Raw genomic sequence first — 22,282 nt, forward strand, 5'->3', positions numbered from 1 at the left:
TTTGTTAAAACATGCTTTAAATATTTGGTTTGTATTAATAAAAATGAGTACATTTGTATGTGTGTTTTTCATAGTATTAGATTAAGATAAAGGTTTAAACGGGAAGCGATGTCGTGAGACATCGCTTCTTTTTTTGTACTATCCTGAATAAAATATGGCTGGTGCAAAGCACGTTCCGCAAATATGCATGGGCACCTGCACCACATACATTCCCATAATTAAAAAGCGTTTTTACATCAATCAATTATTACCGGCCCTTCGGAAAAGACGGCTCTCTTCATCCACAGCAATCTTTAAATCAGGATTAGGCTCATCGATACTGAAACGAGTCTCAATGACAAGTGTGTCGCCATTTATCGTAACACGCTGTATTTTAACCTCATCCAATGCCTCAAACAGGCTCTCGTCAGCTTTATTTCCGTCAATAATATATGTGTCAGCAGACGGCGCCAGTTTTCTGACTGTCGATTTTTTGAAAGTAACTACGGACCCGGTAATAGGCAAAGTAAATCCGTCATAGGAAGAATCGGGCCTGTCGCTATTCGGAAGATCCCCCATCCAGATAAAATCGCCCTCTTTAATCGCCGAAGAATTCATGTCTACACCGTATACTACAAAAGCCGACACCACATCCTCCGTAGCAGCCACAGCGGTATCGTTGTTCTGCGCCCCACAATCACTATCGGTAACAGCCCCTGCAGAAGTCGAATTAGTACATGAATAGAAGACTGTAAACATTATCGACACAAGTAACATGTAAATCTGACTATGACCCGATATACTCCGTTTTTTCATCATGATTACCTCTATATTTAAGCATTGATTAATATTTATAAATATAATATTTTTCACGCGTTCATAGCCATCTAAGTACATGTTTTACAACATATTTCGCAGCTATTTCAAAGGGTAAACAACAAGATTTCGGCTTTCCCGCATTCAAAATAAAATATGAATTAAAAAGCTATAACGATAATAAAGAAGCTGTCAGAAGCCCGACCTGTATAGGAGGAGTAACTCATGAAGATCACGACTCGGACGATACATTCAAGACGATGCTTCTTATAATAATTCTCGCCATAGTATTATTAGGCATTTATGTCGGTATGTATGTGTTGGTAGCTGTAATGGCACAACGCAGAAACCGAAATCCTGCCATATGGCTTTTGCTAAGTTTTTTAGCTACACCATTTCTTATATGCATAATTCTACTTGCCGTTGGTAAAGAATACAACAGCATTCGATAAGGCACATTCACAGACTAAATTGCGACACAAAAAGAGCCGCCGGCTACGATGTAATGCATCGTGACCGGCAGCCCGTAAACACCCAAATAAAAGAATCCCCCAGTATCAATTGATCAGATACAGTTTATCTTTGCCTTTGTAAGAACATTTGATTGTTGCCCTGCCGTCGGTTATTTTGCCTATCTCGGCTTTTACGCCGTTGTCAGAGCTCTTAACCTCAAGCCTTGTATCGGGATTGAGCGGAGCATAGAGCTGGTAACGTATAGCGTCGACCAGACCGTTGGCATTTGTACAACGTATAGGCTCGGCAGGCATATTGAGCTTTTTACCGTCGGCAAATATAGTTACCGAAGGTACCTCGGGACGCTTACAAGGCATGCCCGTTTTTGCGAATCCGAGACCGTGCAATGTAAATTTACAATCATCGCCTTCGGCTACAAGATATATGGCATGCTTGCCTTTCAAACCCTCCACAGCAGGGAGAGCCACTTCATAGTCACGAGCCTCCGCCGGAGCGCCGGCAGGTACTTCAACAACACCTATTTCGCGGCCGTTCCACACGTTGTTGGCATACGGTCCGTCAAGCATGACTCTTACACGGAATGCCTTTTTACAATCGGGAGTCAGGTTCAAGACAAGGCTGGTGCCGTCGCCGGTTTTAGTGCCGCGGAAAGCCTTGACTCCTTTTGTGTCGCTGTCAAGTCCGCCGAAACCGAAATACTTGAAACCGACTATACCTCCGGAAGTGATGTCCTTGAGGTCCATACCGTCGTTCCAGACATCATAATTGTCCTGAAGCCAGTCATTGCCGGTCATGTAGCATGCTATACCGGCCGAATAGTAATTATAGGGAGGCAGACCGAATATATGAAAACCTTCACTTGTCACTTCGGCTCCGGTATATACGTTACCGTCAGATGCGGCCGCTTTCCACTCGTTGTCCTTGGAGTAAGGGTCATATGCAGTGATGTGGAGCTGTCCGCCGTCGGCCACTTTCTTTTTATCCCAAGTAATCTTGACAGGAGCCACCATAGGCTGACGTGCGTTGCCGAAGCAGCGGGGCGGACGATGGTAAAATACATACCACTGGCCGTTGATCTCCTGAATAGATCCGTGGGTATTATGGGCGGCATTGCTCGTGGTCAGAGCCGAGCCGTCATGATTGGGCACTACGCCACGTGAGTCGACAAGCACGCCTCCCGAACGCCAAGGACCAAGCGGAGTGTCGCCATAGGCGTAACGCAGAGCCGAGTTGGTTGACCCGAGTCCGTAGTCGGGACCACTGTAGCCGGAGAATACCATAACGTACTTATTGCCGACCTGACGTATCGACGATGCTTCGAAGAAATTGAAGTCACCGGGGTTCTGGTCTTTGTACAAGGCCGGATATTCGGTGCCCTCCGGGTCGCGTATCTCGCCGTAACGCTCGCTTGCAGGTATAAAGTAGTCATGAATTTCCGTACCGGGACGCACGGCATACATGTTGTCCTGATCCAACTCGTATGCGGTACTGTGACGGAAACCATAGTATACGTATGCGCGGAAACCGCGGTCGTAGTCCTTGTCTCGCTTGTCGGTAATATTCTCGACAAATACCGAAGGATCGAAATCAATCAACGATCCGGGAACACATTGAGTGCCGTCGTCGGTGAGGTTGACCGGAGTAAAAGGACCGTCGGGACGGTCGCCGCGGCATACCATAGCCACACGCCTCCATCCTCGGGAGTGGGGATACAACCAATAGGTTTTCTTACCGGTCTTGCGATCCTTTACCTCGACAAGGTCGGGGGCGTACATAGTATCCCACTCTCCGTTGACAAACCAAGAGAATATCGGGCCCTCGTCACGCCATTGGCTGAGATCTTCCACGGGAGCCGACCACATGCGTATGTCGTTGCCGCAATAACGCGAATAAGCTATGTCATGCGACCCGATTATATAAGCACGGTATTTACCGGGATTATCGGGGTCCTCAAACACACGGGGCTCTCCGTCGGGAAGGTGTTCCCACAGCGGGAGATAGGGATTCTGCGCGCTCACGGCGCATGCCGCAAGAGCCAGAAAAGAGGTTACAAAAAACTTTTTCATCATATTACTATATTTTCACTGTTTATCAATTTATTATAGTCATACCAAGTTATTCGGCAGTCCGCTCGGGAGGTCCGAAATAGCTGTATTTGCTATCGTCAGGGTTAACGACAAGTCGCTCGACAACCACTTCCGGATCAATCATCACGACATGCAATGTATGAGTGCCGACATCGGTTATACCGAAATTGACATCAAGCCAACGACGATTGTCAAATACCTCATTGCGCATTGGGCGACGATACCCCGAAAGAGTAAGAGTGGAGGGAGCCGGCAGAGGATTCAAGTTTTTAGCCCGTTTCAGATTGTCAGGGGTATATTCTTCAAATACATCATGGAATCCTCTGCGGGCGTCGAGTATCTGTAACGGGCCGTCATCAAGCCGGACACCGAGACGCAGGCCGCGACCCGGATTTATATCCTGCGTAGGCAAGATAGCTATGGCTATCCTAAGCGAATCGGCATTTTCAACGTCTAAGTCATATTCCAACACAGCTCCGCCGGTCGACGGCACGGATGCTGTCACATCACTGCCGCCCATACATCCGTCGCCACGTCCAAGATCAGGCAATACAATCCAAGATATGCCTTCTACCTCTTTAGACCGAGAATAGTCGATAGCGGCAACGGAATACTCAGAAGAAGGTGTTTCAACAACCGGCAGCGACTGACGGGCTTCCGACTCCACCACATAACGCAGTTCGGGAAGTATATTGTTATCAGGCATGGACCATCGGCTATAACCGATATGCTTGTCTGACATCATGTTGTCCCACTTCCCTCCGGCCATCACCTTATTGTAGTGTACGGTAAGGAGCGAGTCTTTTAGGAACAGTTCCTTTGCTCTGTCGGCAAAATCATTGGCCCGCAGGTCACCGCGATCGGCATAATACCAGTTCTGCGCCGCAGCCGTATATATCTCGGCTACAGTAGCCGATGCTACGGCAGGATAATAGACCAATTGGTAATAAGCGTCGCGGGCTTCCACGGGAATACGCAAGCGCACAGCTTCAGCCTTTTCGGCAAGCTGACGCCACATCATAGTGACACGATTGGCCTCATCGTAATTTTCCACGCTTAATATATCGGGTCTTTGCACCTCCGGTTTACGCCACAGATTATACTTGGGGTATTTAGCCATTATATCGGCCACGTCGGCAGCGACATCAGGCCCGAAAGCCTCGGCGGCAAAATGCTCAAGATATGCTTTTTCATCTCCGGGCCGTATGCTGTCGGGCTCCCACGCATAGGTCATAATGAAATCGATAGGTACTTCCTTAGGTTTAAGATCGCCCACATTTATAATCCATATGCGGTCTATGCCGGAACGATAGGCCAGATTCAACTGCTCGCGCAACTTCGGCAGCGGAGAAGTATTGACCCAACGGTCATTCCACGGACCGCCATTCATGTCTATATGATAATACAGACCTACCCCACCCTTGCGCGAGCGCTCTTTCTCCGGGGCTGTCCGACGGATATAGCCCCAATTGTTATCGCACAAAAGCAACGTAACATCATCGGGAACATTAAATCCGGCATCATAATAGCGCTGCACTTCAGTAAAGACCGCCCATAGCTGCGGCACCTTGTCGGGGCTGCCATAAATGTCGGAAAGGATTTTTCGCTGTCCGTTCACCACTTCGGTGAGAGTCCTCATGTTAGCTTCATCACCGCCGTCGCTCATGGCCACATCGCCGTCACCGCGCATTCCTATCGTGACTATATTATCAAAATTCTTATTACGCTCCATGCCAGCACGGAAGAATTTGTCCAATCCTGATTTATTGGTATTATAATTCCAAGCCCCTACCTCATCGCGACGCTTGGTATACTCTTTGTGAGCACGCATCATGGGTTCATGATGGCTTGTGCCCATGACAATACCGTACTCGTCGGCCAAACTCGGACTCAACGGATCATCCTCATTAAAGCTCGAGGCCCACATGGCAGGCCACAGATAGTTGGCCTTAAGACGCAGAAGCAACTCGAACATATGAGCGTACATCCCGGAATTTATACCCCCGAAACGTTTGGTAGCCCAACCGCCAAACGAGGGCCACTCATCATTAATAAATATACCGCGATACTTGACTTTCGGCGAAGGCTGCACATATCGGCCGGCATCATATATGACAGAATCGCGATGAGCCACAGGCACGTCGGCCCACCAATACCACGGAGAGACTCCCATGCGGCGGCTAAGATCATATATGCCGTAGATAGTACCGCGTTTGTCGCTTCCGGCAATTACGAGATTTCCGTCAACAACATCTATAACATATGACTCCCATTGTCCTTTAACCTCGCTGACATCAAGTTTATGACGTGTTACCATACGATCAATCAACCGGCTCTTACCTATTGTGCCGACAACAATGCCGCCTGTATTATATTTTCGGGACAGAAGTACCGGAGCCGAAGTGCCGGTAACTTTACGTACATCATCGCCTAAATCGCGTGCCGCCCTTATGACACCGGCATAATCGTCGGCATCGACAAAAATCGTTGACGCACCGGCGGTATCGGCTATACAGAAATTCTGAGCCATACAGCATACATGGCAGAGAATAATCGATAACGGCATCAGAATATACGATAAATATCTATACATAACAAAATACTTTATTGTAATGCAAATATCTCAAAAACTGCACACTAATATGTAATTATACTATTTCAAATATCTTTATTATCGTAACATCACCGGCAAAAACAGTCCAAAAACCTTTGTTTACGTACAGATTAGCATATAAGTGTTTATTTGTCGTAAAAAACATAAAACAGTGAAACTTTCACGTATATATAAACGTCTAAAGAGAAACAGAATTTCATACTACAAAAAGCGAAACGGGCGGCTCGCGATGAGTCGCCCGTTTGGTTTATGTCAAGGAACTATACGATCAGTTGGCGAATATAGTGAATATATATTCGGTGTTCACGACCGCGGTGTCTATAAGTCTATTGTAGATGCAGCTTACAAGACCCACAAGAATGATGCCGGCAACGCAAATCCACATGCCGAGACGCTCGGAGCAGGCAGAGCGGAAAGTAGCGATGGCACAGGGCTCCTGATTGTTGATGAACATGGCCTTAACAACGAGCAGATAGTAGTAGAGCGACACAATGGTGTTGATCAACGCTATGAGCACAAGTATGTAAAGGGCCATCGAACCGGAAGCGACACCGGCCGAGAAGATGAAAAACTTGCTGAAGAAACCCGCAAACGGAGGAATACCGGCAAGCGAGAACATGGCAAGCATCATCGTGAACGCCAGCTTGGGGTTAGTCGAATACAAGTTGTTGTAAGAGTCCATATCGACACGTCCGGTCTTGTTCTCTATCGCCGAGATAACACCGAAAGCGGCAAGATTGGAGAAAATGTAGACAAGTACATAGAATATTAGTGAACCGAGACCCTGAGCGCTTCCGGCAATCACGCCGAGCATTATATAACCGGCCTGCGATATAGAAGAGAACGCAAGGAAACGCTTCAAATTCTTCTGACGCAGCGCGAAGAGGTTACCGACAGTGATCGTAAGGATGATGAGTGCATAAAGCATCCACTCCCAAATACCGTGATAGAACGGCCCGAACACCTGAACAAGTATTACGAAGAAGGCAAACGCAGCCGAACCTTTCGATATAACCGAAAGATAAGATGTGACCGAAGTAGGCGCACCCTGATAGACATCGGCAGTCCACAGGTGGAAAGGCACAAGCGAAAGCTTGAAACCCATACCGGCTATGACAAACGCGATAGCCACGATGAGCATGGCGCCCCCGTCGGTAAGCGAAGCGGCTATGTCAGCAAAATAGAGTGTACCGGCCAAAGCGTATACAAAGCTGAGACCCATCATGAATATAGCCGACGAAAACACTGCGGTAAGTATGTATTTGACAGCTGCCTCGTGGCTTTCGTAGCGGTTCTTGTCGAAAGCCACCAACGCTGCAAGAGGCAGTGAGGCAGTCTCCAGACCGATGATGAACAGCAGGAAGTGACGAGCCGAAATCATCAGATACATACCGAACAGGGTTATAAGCAATAACTCATAAAATTCGCCGCGACGCACACGCATAAACTCGCTGTCGGCCCACTTCATGGACTGAATGAGTACGATGAGCACACCTATATTCAGTACGTTCTTAATCGCTGTCATGACAGGAGAAGCCGCATACATGCCGCCAAAGGCCGCAGCACTCTCCTGACGCCACGGATAGACGAATCCGGCGACAACAAACAGAGCGAAAAGACACACGGAGAACATGGAGAAACCGCGGGGGCTTTCCTTGGTGCTGAATGTATCGAATAAAAAGATCAATAGGATAAGGACCAATAATCCTATCTCATGATGCATTACCAAAAACTGTGAATAATCCATATCTTATAAATCTTTTATTTAGTCAATACTTCAATAATGGGGAGGAAGGAATCGTGCAACATGTCGTTGATCCAGCCGGGGAAACATCCGATACCGGCAACACATACAATGAGCGTAACAGTGGCAAGACGCTCCCACCACTTGGCATCGGTAAGTGTAAGATGATGCTCATCATATACGGGACCGTAGAGCAGTTTGCCCACAACACGGAGAATGTATACAGCCGTGATGACAATCGAGCAGCATGCAGCGATAGTGAATGCACGGTGGAAGAGATCAGTGTGCTGGAATGAACCGACAAATATGGTCATTTCCGCAACAAAACCGCTAAGACCGGGCAGACCGAGCGAAGCCATACCTGCAATCACATAACATACAGCCAAGAAAGGCATAATCTTCATAAGACCGCCCATCATACGAATGTCGCGGGTGTGGGTGCGGCCGTAAATCATACCGATAAGGGCAAAGAACAGTGCCGTCATGAGGCCGTGGGAGAGCATCTGCATAACCGCACCGGTCATGGCAGTGGTGTTGAGCATCAATATGGCGAAGAGCACAAGTCCGCAGTGGCTGACCGAAGAGTAAGCGTTGATGTACTTGAGGTCGTTCTGCACACATGCGCTGAAAGCTCCGTATACGACCGATATACCTGTAAGGATAAGGAATATCCAAGCGAGTTCATTGGCAGCGAAAGGCATCAGATAGATAGCCACGCGGAAACATCCGTAACCTCCTAACTTCATAAGCACTCCGGCATGCAGCATGGACACTGCGGTAGGCGCCGAGGCATGACCGTCAGGACTCCAAGTATGGAACGGGAACATAGCGCCAAGTACTCCGAAACCGACAAATGTCATCGGGAACAGGAAGTACTGCCAATTATGGTCAATGGCGTCGTTAGCCGATATCTCAAGCAGGTTCATGGTCAACTGACCGCCTTCGGGAGCCGAGTGATAATAGATGCCGAGTATGCCGAGCAACAGGAATGCCGATCCACCCATAAGCATAAGTGTCAGCTTCATCGCCGAATACTCCTTGCGGCCGGTACCCCAGAGTCCGATAAGCAGATACATAGGTATAAGCGCCACTTCATAGAACATGAACATGGTGAACAGGTCAATGGAGATGAAGAAGCCGAACACACCGGTTGAAAGCAGGATAAGCCACAGGAAGAAATCCTTGGGCAGGGGCTCGATTTTCCACGAAGCGAACGTACCTGCAAAAACGATTATGGCAGAGAGAAGCAACATGGCTACCGAAATACCGTCAACACCTACCGCCAGATGGATATTAAGCGGTTCAAACCACATCCAAGAACCGGTATAAAGCATTATGGCATCAGCACCGGCAGCACGCAAATGCAAAAAGTCAAACACCAAGTATACGGACAAGGCCACAAGTGCCGTAGATCCGACAACTGCAACGGTGCGTATCTGGTTCATATTCCTGCAGAGGAACAGACACCCGAGCATCACCAGCGGGATGACTACAAAATATATAAGAATATTAGAGAATATCATAATTACTATATTGAGTTGCACCATTAAACATTACAAAAGACATATCCAGACAACAGTGGCCATGAGAAGGGCACCGACAAGATATAGCCATACATAGAACTGTACATTGCCCGACTGCAGGCCCTTGATAGCGAGCGAAGCACGCTGTGTAACGGCTGCAAACATGTCCATCGTGCCGTCAATGATGTGACGGTCAAACCATGCTATAGGCTTGCATATACGGTCGAAGATGATGTTTCTGGTGATGAACAGATAAAGTTCGTCCCAATAGAAACGATGGTAGCACCAGCGCCACAATGCGGGCAAAGCGGCTTTCATACGGGCGGGAGCGGGATTTTCTTTTTTATACATGACGGTAGCTATCAGTATAGCGACAACAGCTACTGCAAGGCTTACAGCCGCAACCGACCAGTTGAGGTGCTCAAGATTGGTAAAGAACGACATGCTGTCAAACATGGGGTGACCATTCCAAGTAACAAGGTTGCCGAACGGAACGAAACCGGCCACACACGACACAGCGGCGAGGAAAACCAAAGGTACGGTCATAGTCCAAGCCTGATCATGGGGAGCATGATGACCTTCAGGTATCTTATGCTCTTTCCACCAGAATATGAGATAATACAGACGGAACATGTAGAACGCGGTAAGACCGGCTACAAACGACATCCATATATACCATAACATCGAATTACCGAAACATGCGGTCAAAATCTCATCTTTAGAGAAGAAACCTGCAAACGGTATGATACCGGCAATGGCAAGACATCCGATAAGGAACGTGATGTGGGTCACAGGCATATACTTGCGCAAGCCGTGCATGGCAGTATAGTCATTGGACCCGATCGCGTGGATGAGAGCACCTGCACAGAGGAAGAGAAGCGCCTTGAACATAGCGTGAGTGAACAGGTGGAACATGCCGGCCATATAACCTACCCCATGATGAAATTCAGGACGGGCAACACCCAGCGAAACCATCATGAATGCAATCTGCGATATGGTGGAGAAAGCGAGCACGCGCTTGATATCGATCTGTACACATGCAACCATGGCTGCATACAGAGCCGTAAGAGCGCCCACGATAACGATTATCTCCAGAGCTGCAGTCTCCATAAGATACAACGGGAACAGACGTGCCACGAGGTAAACACCGGCTACGACCATAGTAGCGGCGTGGATGAGCGCAGACACCGGTGTAGGACCTTCCATAGCGTCGGGCAACCATATGTGCAACGGCAGCATAGCCGACTTACCCATACCTCCCATGAAGATGAGCACAAGCGCCCATGTGAGCACCGATGCTCCAAGGAATGTGGGAGCAGGAGAGTTGAGGAAGGTATTCTTAACCGCCTCGGCGGTAGAAAGGTCTATCTGGAAGACGTTGGCAGCACCTGCTACTGCAGAAGAGGTAAGCGAGGTGAAATCGAAGTTAAAGTTGCCGTATTTGGCACCATAGAAAGAAAGAGCCAGAATACCGAGCAAGAAGCCGAGGTCGGCAAAACGGGTGACGATAAACGCTTTCTTACAAGCGGCGACAGCCGAGGGCTTAACATAGTAAAAGCCGATGAGCAGGAATGAAGAGGCACCCACAAGCTCCCAGAATATATACATCTGGAAAATGTTAGTAGCCACTACAAGACCGAGCATCGAGAAGCTGAAGAGCGACAGGAAAGCATAGAAGCGCTGGAATCCGGTCTCCCACACGCCATGATGGTCGCGCATGTATCCGTTGCTGTAAAGATGCACCATAAACGACACTGTCGTAATGACGACAAGAAGGAGCGCCGAAATAGGATCAAGAAGGAAACCGAGACGAATGACAAGTTTGTCGGTAAACTGCAACCAGTCGTAATTGAACAATACGACCTGAAGACGTTCGCCGGCCTCGTTTATAAACTCAGGGCTTCCCGAGAAGAAATAAGTGAGGGCTACAGTATAAGCCAACACCATTGTGACTCCCATACCCAATGTACCGAGAATTCCGGCCACCTTATGGGGCATGTACTTACCGAACAGCCCGAGGATGAGGAACATGCACAATGGTATGCAAAGTATGAAGATTGACATCATTTCCATAGCGGTTAAAATTTCATTTTAGTAAGGTCACGGACATCTATATTCTTGGCCACTCTGAAAATGTTTACTATAATGGCAATGGCAAGAGCGGTCTCAGCGGCCGCAATGGCGATAGCAAACAGAGTAAACATCATGCCTTCAAGCTGTCCGGGGAACAAAAAACGGTTAAACACCACAAAATTGATATCGACCGCGTTCAGCATAAGCTCAAGCGATATAAGTATCGCTATCATGTTTTTACGGGTAATAAAACCGTATACACCGCAGCAGAACATTATCATGCTGGGTATTATGTATAGCATCACAGGTAGTTTATCCATAACACTATTAACGTTTACGGGCGACAACAACGCCTCCGATGATACATGCCAACAATAACACACTCACAGCTTCAAAAGGCAGCAGATACTGATACTTTTCGGTTCCGAGCAAAATCTCGCCAAGACGGTTCATCGTCATATCGAGAGTGAACGGAGCGCTGAAAGTAGTCCAGAACTCAGGACGGCTCACAAGCGCATAACCCAGTACAACAAGCGACATCAGGGCTGCGATGAGTCCGACTACGCGTTTTTTTGAAGCAAGTCTCGCACTGCTGTCACCCGGCTTGCTTGTAAGCAAGATCGAGAATACGAACAACACGACAATACCGCCCGCATAGACAGCGATCTGGACCGCACCGAGAAACTCATAATCGAGTTTGAAGTACAGTCCCGCCGTTGCGAATAGCACAAACAACAAATAAGTTGCGGCACGCAGAATGCGTCGTGTGGTGACAGTGAGTATCGAGAAGACAATAATCGCAGCTACGATTATTCCGTACATAACAATACTTCCGACTGATTCCATATTATGTTAATTTATTTTTCTTTTTCTGATTGGTTATCGACCGGCTTAATCTCGGCGGCGGGTTTCGGAGCCGCAGGTTTAGGCGCAGGGTCATCGTCCCTCTCGGGGAGATAATTGAGTTGCTCAACAAGCATGGACCGGGTAAACACCGCCTGCTCGAAATCGTTGGAAAACTCTATAGCGTCCTGCGGACAGGTAGTAACACACAATTCGCAGAATGTACAACTTCCGAGGTCATACATATATTTGTCCAACTTACGTTTTTTCTTTCCGTCGGGAAGCTCCACCATCTTCGTGGTGATGCTTATGGTACCGTTAGGACAATTGCGCTGGCAGATGCCGCAAGCTATACAACGGTTACGCCCCTCTTCATCATAAATAAACTGAAGTTTGGCACGAAAGCGGGGGGCCGCATACTGAATAGTGTCACGATGATCGGGATACTCCTCGGTAACTTTCGGAGTAAAGAATTCCTTTCCGGTGACACCCATACCTTTCAGAAGGCTAACAACCCCCGTACCCAGTGATGAAAAATAATCTTTTACACTGCCCATAGATATGATTGGTCTTTATAATTTTTTGTTATTTACTTTTTCCATTCAATTACTTTCACTTCACCTGACCGCCCAGTATGTCAAGCAACTCCGATGTGATGGCCTGCTGTCGCAGCTTATTGTATTCAAGCTGCAACTGGTCAAGGAGCTTCTTGGCGTTGTCATTGGCGCTTTGCATGGCCATAACACGGGCGGCCTGTTCCGACGCCTGATTCTCTGTAAATGTCTCCTGCATGACAGCGAGCACAAACAGAGGAAGGACAGAGTTGAATATCGTATTTGGGTCGGGTTCAAATATATAAGGGCGACACTGCACCTCGACCGCATTGTCAGTCAGAGTCTCCTGCACTACCGGCAGCACCTGCTCGGAGTGCAATACTTGACGACTCACGCTCTTATAGCTCATATACAGAATGTCAAGCCGGTCTATGTCACCGTCAAGAAATCTCTTCTGCATGGCAAATGTAAAATCGCGCACGGCATCGGCCTGACTCTTTGAGTCGACACCTTCCGGCCTAACGACCTTGATATGTGCATCGGCAATCTTCGACACAGCCTTGTGCATCTTCACGCCTATAGTGTAGATGACAAAATCAATACCGGCTCCGTACTTCTCGCGATAACAATGTAGAGTCTGCAAAAGCCCCTTGAATATGTTTATATTGTAGGCACCGCAAAGGCCGTCGTCAGAGCCGAACACGACGATACCGATACGCTTCACCTCACGGCTTTCAATCAGCGGCGACGAAAACTCGGCGTCGGCTGAAAGCAAGTTGCCCATGACAGTCTGTATCTGTCCACGGAACGGGAGAAGACGCTTCAGAGTCTGCTCGGCTTTGTGCATCTTGGCCGAAGATATCATCTTCATGGCGCCGGTAATCTTCTCGGAAGATCTTACCGAACCGATGCGGCCTTTTAATTCGCGTAATGTTGCCATTTAAAATTCGGTTTTATTTATATCGGCTTACAATCTCTGCCGCGCTCTCGGTTAGCTTATCCACAACATCGTCGGTAAGCTGACCGCTCTTTATGACGTCGAGCACCTCGGCCTGATATTTGGCATGCAGCAACTGCAAGAAGAGTTTCTCAAATTCAGCGACCTTGTCGAGCGGCACTTTTTCAAGCAATCCTTTGGTACCGCAAAATATCACAGCTACCTCCTCCTCCACGGCCATCGGTGTGTACTGGGGCTGAATAAGCAACTGCTCGTTTTTGCGTCCTTTGTCAATCACACGGGCCGTCACGGGGTCAATGTCACCGCCAAACTTGGTAAACGACTCAAGCTCGCGGAACTGGGCCTGATCTATTTTCAATGTACCGGCCACTTTCTTCATAGACTTGATCTGCGCGTTACCTCCTACACGCGACACCGATATACCCACATTGATGGCGGGACGTATACCGCGGTTAAACAACGCAGTCTCAAGGAATATCTGACCGTCAGTGATTGAAATAACGTTAGTGGGGATATAAGCCGATACGTCGCCGGCCTGAGTCTCGATGATAGGCAGCGCCGTAAGCGAACCTCCACCTTTGACCTTGTCTTTGAGTACAGCGGGCAGGTCGTTCATCGAAGATGCCACTTCCTGATTGTCGATAATCTTGGCGGCACGCTCGAGAAGACGCGAATGCAGATAGAATATGTCGCCGGGGTAAGCCTCACGGCCCGAAGGACGCTTCAGAATAAGCGAAATCTCACGATAGGACACAGCCTGCTTTGACAGGTCATCGTAAACGATGAGGGCGTCACGGCCGGTATCGCGGAAATATTCACCTATAGCCACACCGGCAAACGGAGAATAATAACGCATGGCGGCCGAGTCGGAAGCATTGGCAGCGACCACTACCGTGTAAGGCAAGGCCCCGTTCTCACGCAGGGTCTGCACGATGGCAGCGACCGACGACGCTTTCTGTCCGATAGCCACATATATACAATATACAGGCTTGCCGTCTTCGTAGTTTTTACGTTGATTGATTATGGTATCGATGGCAATCGCGGTCTTACCGATCTGACGGTCACCGATTATAAGCTCACGCTGACCGCGTCCTATAGGCACCATTGCATCAATGGCCTTGATACCGGTCTGCAGAGGCTGGTTAACAGGCTGACGGAATATGACGCCGGGCGCCTTGCGCTCGAGCGGCATACGATAAAGTTCACCCGATATTGGGCCGGCTCCGTCGATAGGTTCACCCAACACATTGATTACACGCCCCAAGAGACCTTCACCGGCTGGGATCGAGGCAATCTCCCCCGTACGTCGCACGGTCATATTTTCAGTCACGCGGTCAATGTTGTTAAGCAAGATCACGCCGACGTTGCTCTCCTCAAGGTTCATGGCAACGCCCTTGACGCCATTTTCAAACTCAACAAGCTCGTTGGCGCGTACATTCTCAAGGCCATATACATGGGCAACACCGTCACCCACTTCAAGGACCGTACCCACCTCTTGAAACGACACTTTGTTATTGACGTTTTCGAGTTGTTGCTTTAATACTTCCGATATTTCGCTTGGGTTAATCATTACTTTGTGTTAGTTGCTTAAAAGTTTAAGACGCAATTGTTTTAATTCGTTACTTACCGAGGCGTCCAGACGCTCCGAATTGATGTTGATGACGAATCCGCCTATAAGTTCCGGATCGATCGACTGAGAGAACTCCATCGATGCACCGCCAAGATGCTTTTCGACCAACCTGCGCAAACGGTCCACTTCTTCATCGGGCAGCTCTGCAGCGGTCACGACATTAACGAGATAGATATTGTTGGCTTTGCGATACAGGCTGAGATAAGCCAAGGCTATATCACGCATGAAGTCTATGCGGCAGTTATCGTGAAGCAACCGTAAAAAATCGGCATAACAACGGTCTGTAGCCGCATCGGTTCCGGCTGCCGTAGTCAACAGACGGGTTTTGTCGTCAGTGGCTATATAGGGATTAACCATAACCTCCTGCAACCTCGGTTGGGCGGCAAAAGCCGCCGTGACACTTTTCATAAGCCCGTACATCCTTTCAGCGTCGCCCTTTTCAAGGGCAAACTTATACAGAGCCTTGGCATACCGATTCGGGATAAGACCTTGATCCATCATGCATTAATTTTTGTTTTCGATTTCGTCCAACAGTGAATTCACCAATTGGGACTGAGCCTTCTCGTCGGCCATCTGCTTGCGCACCACCTTGGTAGCGATGTCCAAAGCAAACGCGCTTACTTCATCGCGGAAACGCAATTCGGCTTCCTTGCGCGCCTGCTCTATAGCCACTTGCGCGGCCTCCATCTGCTTCTTGGCCTCTTTCTGAGCCTCACCGCGTGCTTCCTCGATGATCTGAGTCTTCATACGGTCGGCATCGCGAAGCATATCGGCTTGCTGTTTGCGAGCTTCTTCAATATATTTTTCGGCCTCTTCACGGGCATGATCAAGCTGCTCTTTGGCATTTTGAGCGTACTCCACACCCTTATCGATGAGGTCGGCACGGCCTTCTATCATCTTCATAATCGCAGGCCATCCCCACTTGGCAAGCACCAAGAATAAGACAGCAAACGACACGAACATCCAAAAGATCAAGCCAAATTCAGGCGTGAAAAGTTCCATGAGCGCTTACTTTTAGAGAAAGAACGAAAGGACGCAGACGATAACGGCAAATAGAGCCACACCTTCGATAAGAGCCGCAATAACAATCATATTACTACGAATATCGCCGGTAGCCTCAGGCTGACGTGCAATAGCTTCCATGGCAGCCGCACCGATTTTACCGATACCAATACCCGCGCCAATAGCTGCGATAGCTGCGCCAAAACATGCACCAATACCTAAAAGGCCGTCGATAGCCGCTAAAATCATTGCTAACATAATTACTTTAATTTAAGAGTTTGTATTATAATTTATTTTATTGTTCATGTTTTACAGTCTGGGCTTCGTGAGCCGGTTCATGTTCTTTATGACCCGATTCTTGCGACAACGATATAAACAATGTCGACAGCATGGTGAACACGTAAGCCTGTATGAAACTCACAAGCACATCAATCAGCAGCATAAATATCGAGAACAGGACCGACACCACGGTAGTGGCTCCGGCAGCAGCCGCTCCAAACGCGCCGAGGATAAAGATGAGCAGAGTAAGCACGATAACTATTATGTGGCCGCCCATCATGTTGGCAAACAGACGCACTGTAAGCGCCGCCGGCTTCGTAAACATACCGAACACCTCAATAAGCGGCATGATAGGTAGAGGGAACTTCAGCCACCAAGGCACATCGGGCCAAAATACTTCTTTCCAATAGTGCTTTGTACCGAATATATTGACCACCAGAAAGGTTATCAATGACAAGACCAATGTCACGGCAATGTTACCGGTAAGATTGGCACCGCCGGGGAATATGACAATAAGCCCGAGCAGGTTCATTACCAGTATAAAGAAGAACACCGTAAGAAGGTAGGGTGCGAACTTTGGCGCTTTAACTCCGAGAGCAGGCTTGATAACGCCGTCATATACGAAAACGATAATAGCCTCTATTGCACCCTTGAAGCGCCGCGGCGCCTTATAACCGGCCTTGGCATACCAACGTGCCACAGAGAGCACCAGCCATATGACAATTATCACCGATATGAAAATCGCAAGGACATTTTTTGTTATGGAGAGGTCAAAAGGACGATACTCCTCCATAACCGTCTTGCCGTCGACCGTCACCGGGCGCATGCCGACAATCTTGTTATGCCACTTGCTCTCTTTGCCGCCAAGCATGAAACCGTCATAGGTCTCGCCATGCTGAATACGCGACGAACTGAAACAATGCCACTTACCCTCATAATCACGTACGATAACCGGCAGCGGTATACGCACATGATGATTGAACGGCACTTCCCAGCCGTAACCGTCGCCAAGATGCTCGAAGATTATCTGTTTAGGGTTGATTTTCTCACCCTCGGCATCTCCGGCAGGTTGCGACGCAGGGACGTGAACCGGGTATAATACCGCGGCACACACGACAGCCAGCAAGAGTAAAAGTCGTTTCATATCAATATATACACACTGATACCACATCGTTATCGACATCGACTATGCCGCCAGCAACTTCTATAGCCCCCTGACGCCCATCCGCTTCATACGCCACCTCACCTTTTACGAGGGTGGATATGAGCGATGCGTGATGAGGGAGCACCATAAAAGTGCCTTCGGCTCCGGGAAGAGTGACTTTATCAACCTCTCCCTGAAATAAGATGTCATAGGCCGATATAACTTTGAGTATCATAATCCTACAATTTTATTATTTTACCTCTGCGAGCAGTTTCTTTCCTTTCTCGATAGCCTCGTCGATAGTGCCGACATTAAGGAACGCCTGCTCGGGGTACTCATCCATTTCTCCGCTGAGTATCATCTTGAAGCCTCTGATGGTTTCGCTAAGCGGCACCATGACACCGGGAAGTCCGGTGAACTGCTCGGCAACGAAGAACGGCTGCGAAAGGAAACGCTGGGCACGACGGGCACGGGCAACCACAAGTTTGTCCTCATCTGAAAGTTCGTCGACACCGAGGATGGCGATGATGTCCTGAAGTTCGTTGTACTTCTGGAGCAACTGCTTGACAGCCTGAGCTGTCTGATAATGCTCCTCGCCTATGATGTGAGGGTCAAGAATACGTGATGTGGATTCAAGAGGATCGACAGCAGGATAGATACCGAGCTCGGCTATTTTACGGCTCAACACCGTAGTGGCATCGAGGAAGCTGAATGTCGTGGCCGGAGCCGGGTCGGTCAAGTCATCGGCCGGCACATATATGGCCTGAACCGAAGTAATCGAACCCTGCTTGGTAGAGGTGATACGCTCCTGAAGAGCACCCATTTCCGAAGCCAGAGTAGGCTGATAGCCCACAGCCGAAGGCATACGGCCAAGAAGCGCCGACACTTCCGAACCGGCCTGCGTGAAGCGGAATATATTGTCGATAAAAAGCAATATTTCCTTGCCACCGCCATCCTGATCGCGGAACTGCTCGGCCACCGTAAGTCCCGAAAGAGCCACACGCAGACGTGCGCCCGGGGGTTCGTTCATCTGACCGAACACAAGAGTGGCCTGAGAGTCGGCTACATCGTCCATGTTCACATCGGCAAGGTTCCACTCGCCTTTCTCCATGCCTTCACGGAATTTTTCGCCATACTTCATGACGCCGCTCTCTATCATCTCGCGCAGCAGGTCATTGCCCTCGCGTGTACGTTCGCCGACACCGGTAAATACGGAGAATCCGTTATGGCCTTTGGCGATGTTGTTGATCAACTCCATGATGAGCACAGTCTTCCCGACTCCGGCACCACCGAACAGACCGATTTTACCACCCTTGCTGTAAGGTTCGAGCAGGTCGATAACCTTGATACCCGTATAAAGGATCTCGGTACCGATGGTAAGATCATCAAATGCCGGCGCCGGCTGGTGTATCGGACGCAAGTCATCGCGTTTTAGCTCGGGCAAGTGGTCGATGGCCTCACCGATCACATTGAGCAGACGGCCTTTCACCTGATCGCCGGTAGGCACTGCGATAGGCCGTCCGAGATTCTCGACGCGTATACCGCGCTGCAGACCGTCGGTACTCTCCATCGCCACACAGCGCACGGTGTCCTCTCCTATGTGCTGTTCCACCTCAAGAATAAGTTCCGAGCCATCGTTACGGACTACTTTAAGAGCCGTATAAATGGGAGGGATGACATTATCCTTTCCTTCAAAAGTCACATCGACTACCGGGCCGATCACCTGACTTACTATTCCGAATTTATCGCTCATCTTTTCGAGAAATCAGAGTTTTATATTGTATTCTATTTTAAATCACCGCATTAAAAATGCAATCCGTAGCATATCACGATCACCATCAGCACAAGATTGGCCAAGTTGATTGGCAACAGATACTTCCACTCAAGGTGCAGAAGCTGGTCGATACGCAGACGGGGGAATGTCCATTTAAACCAAATGATGACAAACGAGAGCAGTATCGCCTTGCCAATAAACCATATAAGCGACGGTATATAATCCATGACTTGGTTAAAGCCTTCCCATCCGGGGATGTGAAGAGGCATCCAACCGCCGAAGAAGAGGAGCGTGGCCACTCCCGATACAATGAAGAGATTAAGGTACTCGGCAAGATAGAAAAATCCGAAATGGATACCGGAATATTCCGTATGATAGCCGGCGGTAAGCTCACTCTCGGCCTCGGGAAGGTCAAACGGGCCTCGGTTGGTTTCGGCCGTACCCGCTATAATGTAGATGATAAACGCTATTATCGCGGGAATGTGTCCTGAAACTATAAACCACACATCTTTCTGCGCCATGCAGATATCGGTGATAGACATCGAACCGGCAAAAGCGACCATTGTTATAACAGAAAGGCCGATGGATAGTTCATAGCTCACCATCTGAGCACCCGAACGCAAAGCACCAATAAGTGTAAACTTATTGTTGCTCGACCATCCGGCAAGCAATATGCCGAGCACACCTATCGATGACACGGCCACAAGGAAAAATATACCTATATTAAAGTCGATAATCTGGAGTCCGTTGCCCCAAGGAAGCACTGCAAAGCAGAGCATCGAAGCTATAATCACCAGATAAGGAGCGAGTGCGAACAAAAATTTATCGGTATATTTCAGCGATATAAGCTCTTTGATAAGTATCTTGAACATATCAGCCACGCTCTGGAAGATACCAGCGGGACCTACACGGTTAGGACCGAGGCGGCACTGAAACGCGGCACACACCTTACGCTCGAAGTAGATGTAGAACAGCGCCAGCAATGCGTAAGCCAAGAGCAAAACCACGCCTATGAGTACACATTCAATTACGGTGGTCACCCATGGAGCACACCAACCGTTTAACCATTGATTGAGCCAATCGGCTCCTTTTGATAAATCGTACATATCGTTCTGTCGTTTCTTTTCTTACTTATCGGTCTATGTCGGGAACCACGTAGTCGAGGGTACCGCCTATTGTTATGAGGTCGGCAATCTTGCCTCCGCATGTCAGATGATTGACTACTCCGGCCAGATTCATACACGGAGAGTTGAATTTCACACGCCACGGAGTATTGGCGCCACGGCTCTCGATATATACGCCAAACGCACCGCGGCTGGCCTCAACCTGCTGGAACCAATGTCCCTCCGGAAGTTTGATGATTTTAGGCACCTTCGCACAAATCTCGCCTTCGGGTATCTTGTCGACAAGTTGCTCAAGTATCCTTACCGACTGCTTGATTTCCTCCACACGGGCTACGAAACGGTCCATGCAATCGCCCTCTTTAAGGATGACCTCGTCAAAGTCGATTTCATTATAGATGCCGTAAGGTGTGGTCTTGCGCACATCGCACGCCCAGCCTGAAGCTCGGCCGGCAGGACCGGTGACACCGTACGATATGGCGTCCTCCTTGGTCAGCTTACCCACTCCTATCATACGGTTGTGGGCTATGACATTGCCGGTGAATACGGTGTTGTATTCTTTTATGGCGGCAGGCATTATCTCGATAAGATGCTTAACATCCTTAACGAAATCGGCGTCAAGATCAGCCATCACACCACCTATGCAGTTATAGTTGAATGTCATGCGGGCGCCGCAGGTCTTTTCAAGTATGTTGAGTATGGTCTCGCGCTCGCGAAGAGCGTAGAAGAGCATAGTTGTAGCACCGAGGTCCATACAGAAGGTACCGATAAAGAGCAGGTGCGACGATATACGCATCAACTCGTCCATCATAACCCTTATCACCTGAGCTCTGCGTGGCACTTCAAGGCCGAGAGCCTTTTCTATACACATACACAGGCAGTGACGGTTCTGCTGGGCCGACAGATAATCAAGACGGTCGGTGAAATGCAATGTCTGCGAATAACCGAGCCCCTCGCACAGCTTCTCGATGCCTCGGTGTATGTAGCCGAGATAGAGGTCAATCTTCTTGATAGTCTCGCCGTCAACGGAAGTACGGAAACGCAATACACCGTGTGTGGCGGGGTGCTGCGGGCCTATGTTGAGTACAAATTCCTCGGGAGCGAATATGGTCACATCACGTTTTTCCACCGTGCCGTCGGCTGTCTCTACATAAGTCACGGTAGTATCCTCAACCTCCTCATGGTCGAGGCGCACCGGATTGACCGCCGGATCGTCATTGTAGTCCTTTCTAAGCGGATAGCCCACCCAGTCGTTGCGCAGAAACAGACGGCGCATGTCGGGATGGTTGATAAATATTATGCCGTAATAGTCGTAGACTTCACGTTCGTAAAGATTGGCCACAGCCCAAAGGTCAGATATGCTGTGAAGCATAGGATTTTCGCGGTTGTCGGTGGTCACCTTAACCGATACATGCGTATTATGGGTGGTCGATGTGAGATAGTACATGCAACCGAGAGCATCGGTCCAGTCCATACCCACTAAAGCCACCAAGTAATCAAATCCCAGCTCGGGATCTTCTTTAAGTGTCTTTGCAAGACTGTGCCACTTGGCATCGGGAATATTAACCAACAGCCATTCGCCCTCTTCGAAAGTCGCTTCGGGAAACAACTTGGCTATCTTTTCCTGAACATTTGCCATAATCGTGATATTGATGGGTGTTATATTC

Annotated in this window: 19 protein-coding genes; all 19 read right to left on the minus strand. The window is 48.8% G+C overall.

Annotated features, from left to right (window positions below):
- Window positions 1-240 precede the first annotated feature (240 nt).
- Complete coding sequence (locus FW767_RS03755) at window positions 241-798, minus strand: hypothetical protein (RefSeq protein ID WP_147438742.1); 558 nt, start codon at window positions 796-798, stop codon at window positions 241-243.
- Between the two features lie 554 nt (window positions 799-1,352).
- Window positions 1,353-3,338 carry a hypothetical protein gene (locus tag FW767_RS03765; RefSeq protein ID WP_394349335.1) on the minus strand — a complete coding sequence of 662 codons (1,986 nt, stop codon included), beginning with the start codon at window positions 3,336-3,338 and terminating at the stop codon, window positions 1,353-1,355.
- A 46-nt stretch (window positions 3,339-3,384) separates the two neighbouring features.
- The gene (locus tag FW767_RS03770) at window positions 3,385-5,886 is read right to left on the minus strand and encodes a glycosyl hydrolase 115 family protein (protein ID WP_235898022.1); all 2,502 of its coding nucleotides are present in this window, start codon (window positions 5,884-5,886) and stop codon (window positions 3,385-3,387) included.
- A 352-nt stretch (window positions 5,887-6,238) separates the two neighbouring features.
- Complete coding sequence (locus FW767_RS03775) at window positions 6,239-7,717, minus strand: NADH-quinone oxidoreductase subunit N (RefSeq protein ID WP_121698914.1); 1,479 nt, start codon at window positions 7,715-7,717, stop codon at window positions 6,239-6,241.
- A gap of 14 nt (window positions 7,718-7,731) precedes the next feature.
- Window positions 7,732-9,237, minus strand: coding sequence for a complex I subunit 4 family protein (locus tag FW767_RS03780; RefSeq protein ID WP_121698927.1), 1,506 nt, complete (start codon window positions 9,235-9,237; stop codon window positions 7,732-7,734).
- A 30-nt stretch (window positions 9,238-9,267) separates the two neighbouring features.
- Complete coding sequence (gene nuoL / locus FW767_RS03785; RefSeq protein ID WP_121698913.1) at window positions 9,268-11,310, minus strand: NADH-quinone oxidoreductase subunit L; 2,043 nt, start codon at window positions 11,308-11,310, stop codon at window positions 9,268-9,270.
- Window positions 11,311-11,315: 5 nt separating this feature from the next.
- Window positions 11,316-11,630: an NADH-quinone oxidoreductase subunit NuoK gene (gene nuoK / locus FW767_RS03790; RefSeq protein WP_121698912.1), complete on the minus strand. Its 315-nt coding sequence runs from the start codon at window positions 11,628-11,630 to the stop codon at window positions 11,316-11,318.
- Window positions 11,631-11,637: 7 nt separating this feature from the next.
- Window positions 11,638-12,156 (minus strand): NADH-quinone oxidoreductase subunit J family protein, encoded by a 519-nt coding sequence (locus tag FW767_RS03795; RefSeq protein WP_121698911.1) that lies wholly within the window; start codon window positions 12,154-12,156, stop codon window positions 11,638-11,640.
- 11 nt (window positions 12,157-12,167) lie between these two features.
- Window positions 12,168-12,710 (minus strand): 4Fe-4S binding protein, encoded by a 543-nt coding sequence (locus FW767_RS03800; protein WP_121698910.1) that lies wholly within the window; start codon window positions 12,708-12,710, stop codon window positions 12,168-12,170.
- Window positions 12,711-12,765: 55 nt separating this feature from the next.
- Window positions 12,766-13,647, minus strand: coding sequence for an ATP synthase F1 subunit gamma (gene atpG, locus FW767_RS03805; protein WP_121698909.1), 882 nt, complete (start codon window positions 13,645-13,647; stop codon window positions 12,766-12,768).
- A 13-nt stretch (window positions 13,648-13,660) separates the two neighbouring features.
- Window positions 13,661-15,235, minus strand: coding sequence for a F0F1 ATP synthase subunit alpha (gene atpA, locus FW767_RS03810; protein WP_121698908.1), 1,575 nt, complete (start codon window positions 15,233-15,235; stop codon window positions 13,661-13,663).
- 9 nt (window positions 15,236-15,244) lie between these two features.
- Entirely contained in the window at window positions 15,245-15,796 is a 552-nt protein-coding gene (gene atpH / locus FW767_RS03815) for an ATP synthase F1 subunit delta (RefSeq protein WP_121698907.1), read from the minus strand.
- Window positions 15,797-15,799: 3 nt separating this feature from the next.
- A complete protein-coding gene (atpF, locus tag FW767_RS03820) occupies window positions 15,800-16,297 on the minus strand; it encodes a F0F1 ATP synthase subunit B (protein ID WP_121698906.1) in 498 nt (165 codons plus the stop codon).
- A 12-nt stretch (window positions 16,298-16,309) separates the two neighbouring features.
- Window positions 16,310-16,555 (minus strand): ATP synthase F0 subunit C, encoded by a 246-nt coding sequence (atpE, locus tag FW767_RS03825; protein WP_121698905.1) that lies wholly within the window; start codon window positions 16,553-16,555, stop codon window positions 16,310-16,312.
- A gap of 37 nt (window positions 16,556-16,592) precedes the next feature.
- Complete coding sequence (atpB, locus tag FW767_RS03830) at window positions 16,593-17,720, minus strand: F0F1 ATP synthase subunit A (protein ID WP_121698904.1); 1,128 nt, start codon at window positions 17,718-17,720, stop codon at window positions 16,593-16,595.
- Window position 17,721: 1 nt separating this feature from the next.
- On the minus strand, window positions 17,722-17,955 hold the full coding sequence (locus FW767_RS03835; protein WP_121698903.1) for a F0F1 ATP synthase subunit epsilon: 234 nt from the start codon (window positions 17,953-17,955) through the stop codon (window positions 17,722-17,724).
- A 15-nt stretch (window positions 17,956-17,970) separates the two neighbouring features.
- Window positions 17,971-19,473, minus strand: a complete 1,503-nt coding sequence (gene atpD / locus FW767_RS03840) for a F0F1 ATP synthase subunit beta (protein WP_121698902.1) — start codon at window positions 19,471-19,473, stop codon at window positions 17,971-17,973.
- 50 nt (window positions 19,474-19,523) lie between these two features.
- The gene (gene nuoH / locus FW767_RS03845) at window positions 19,524-20,600 is read right to left on the minus strand and encodes an NADH-quinone oxidoreductase subunit NuoH (protein WP_121698901.1); all 1,077 of its coding nucleotides are present in this window, start codon (window positions 20,598-20,600) and stop codon (window positions 19,524-19,526) included.
- A gap of 25 nt (window positions 20,601-20,625) precedes the next feature.
- Window positions 20,626-22,254, minus strand: coding sequence for an NADH-quinone oxidoreductase subunit D-related protein (locus FW767_RS03850; protein ID WP_121698900.1), 1,629 nt, complete (start codon window positions 22,252-22,254; stop codon window positions 20,626-20,628).
- Between the last annotated feature and the right edge of the window lie 28 nt (window positions 22,255-22,282).

It is taken from the genome of Heminiphilus faecis (assembly GCF_008728965.1).
Taxonomy (GTDB): domain Bacteria; phylum Bacteroidota; class Bacteroidia; order Bacteroidales; family Muribaculaceae; genus Muribaculum; species Muribaculum faecis.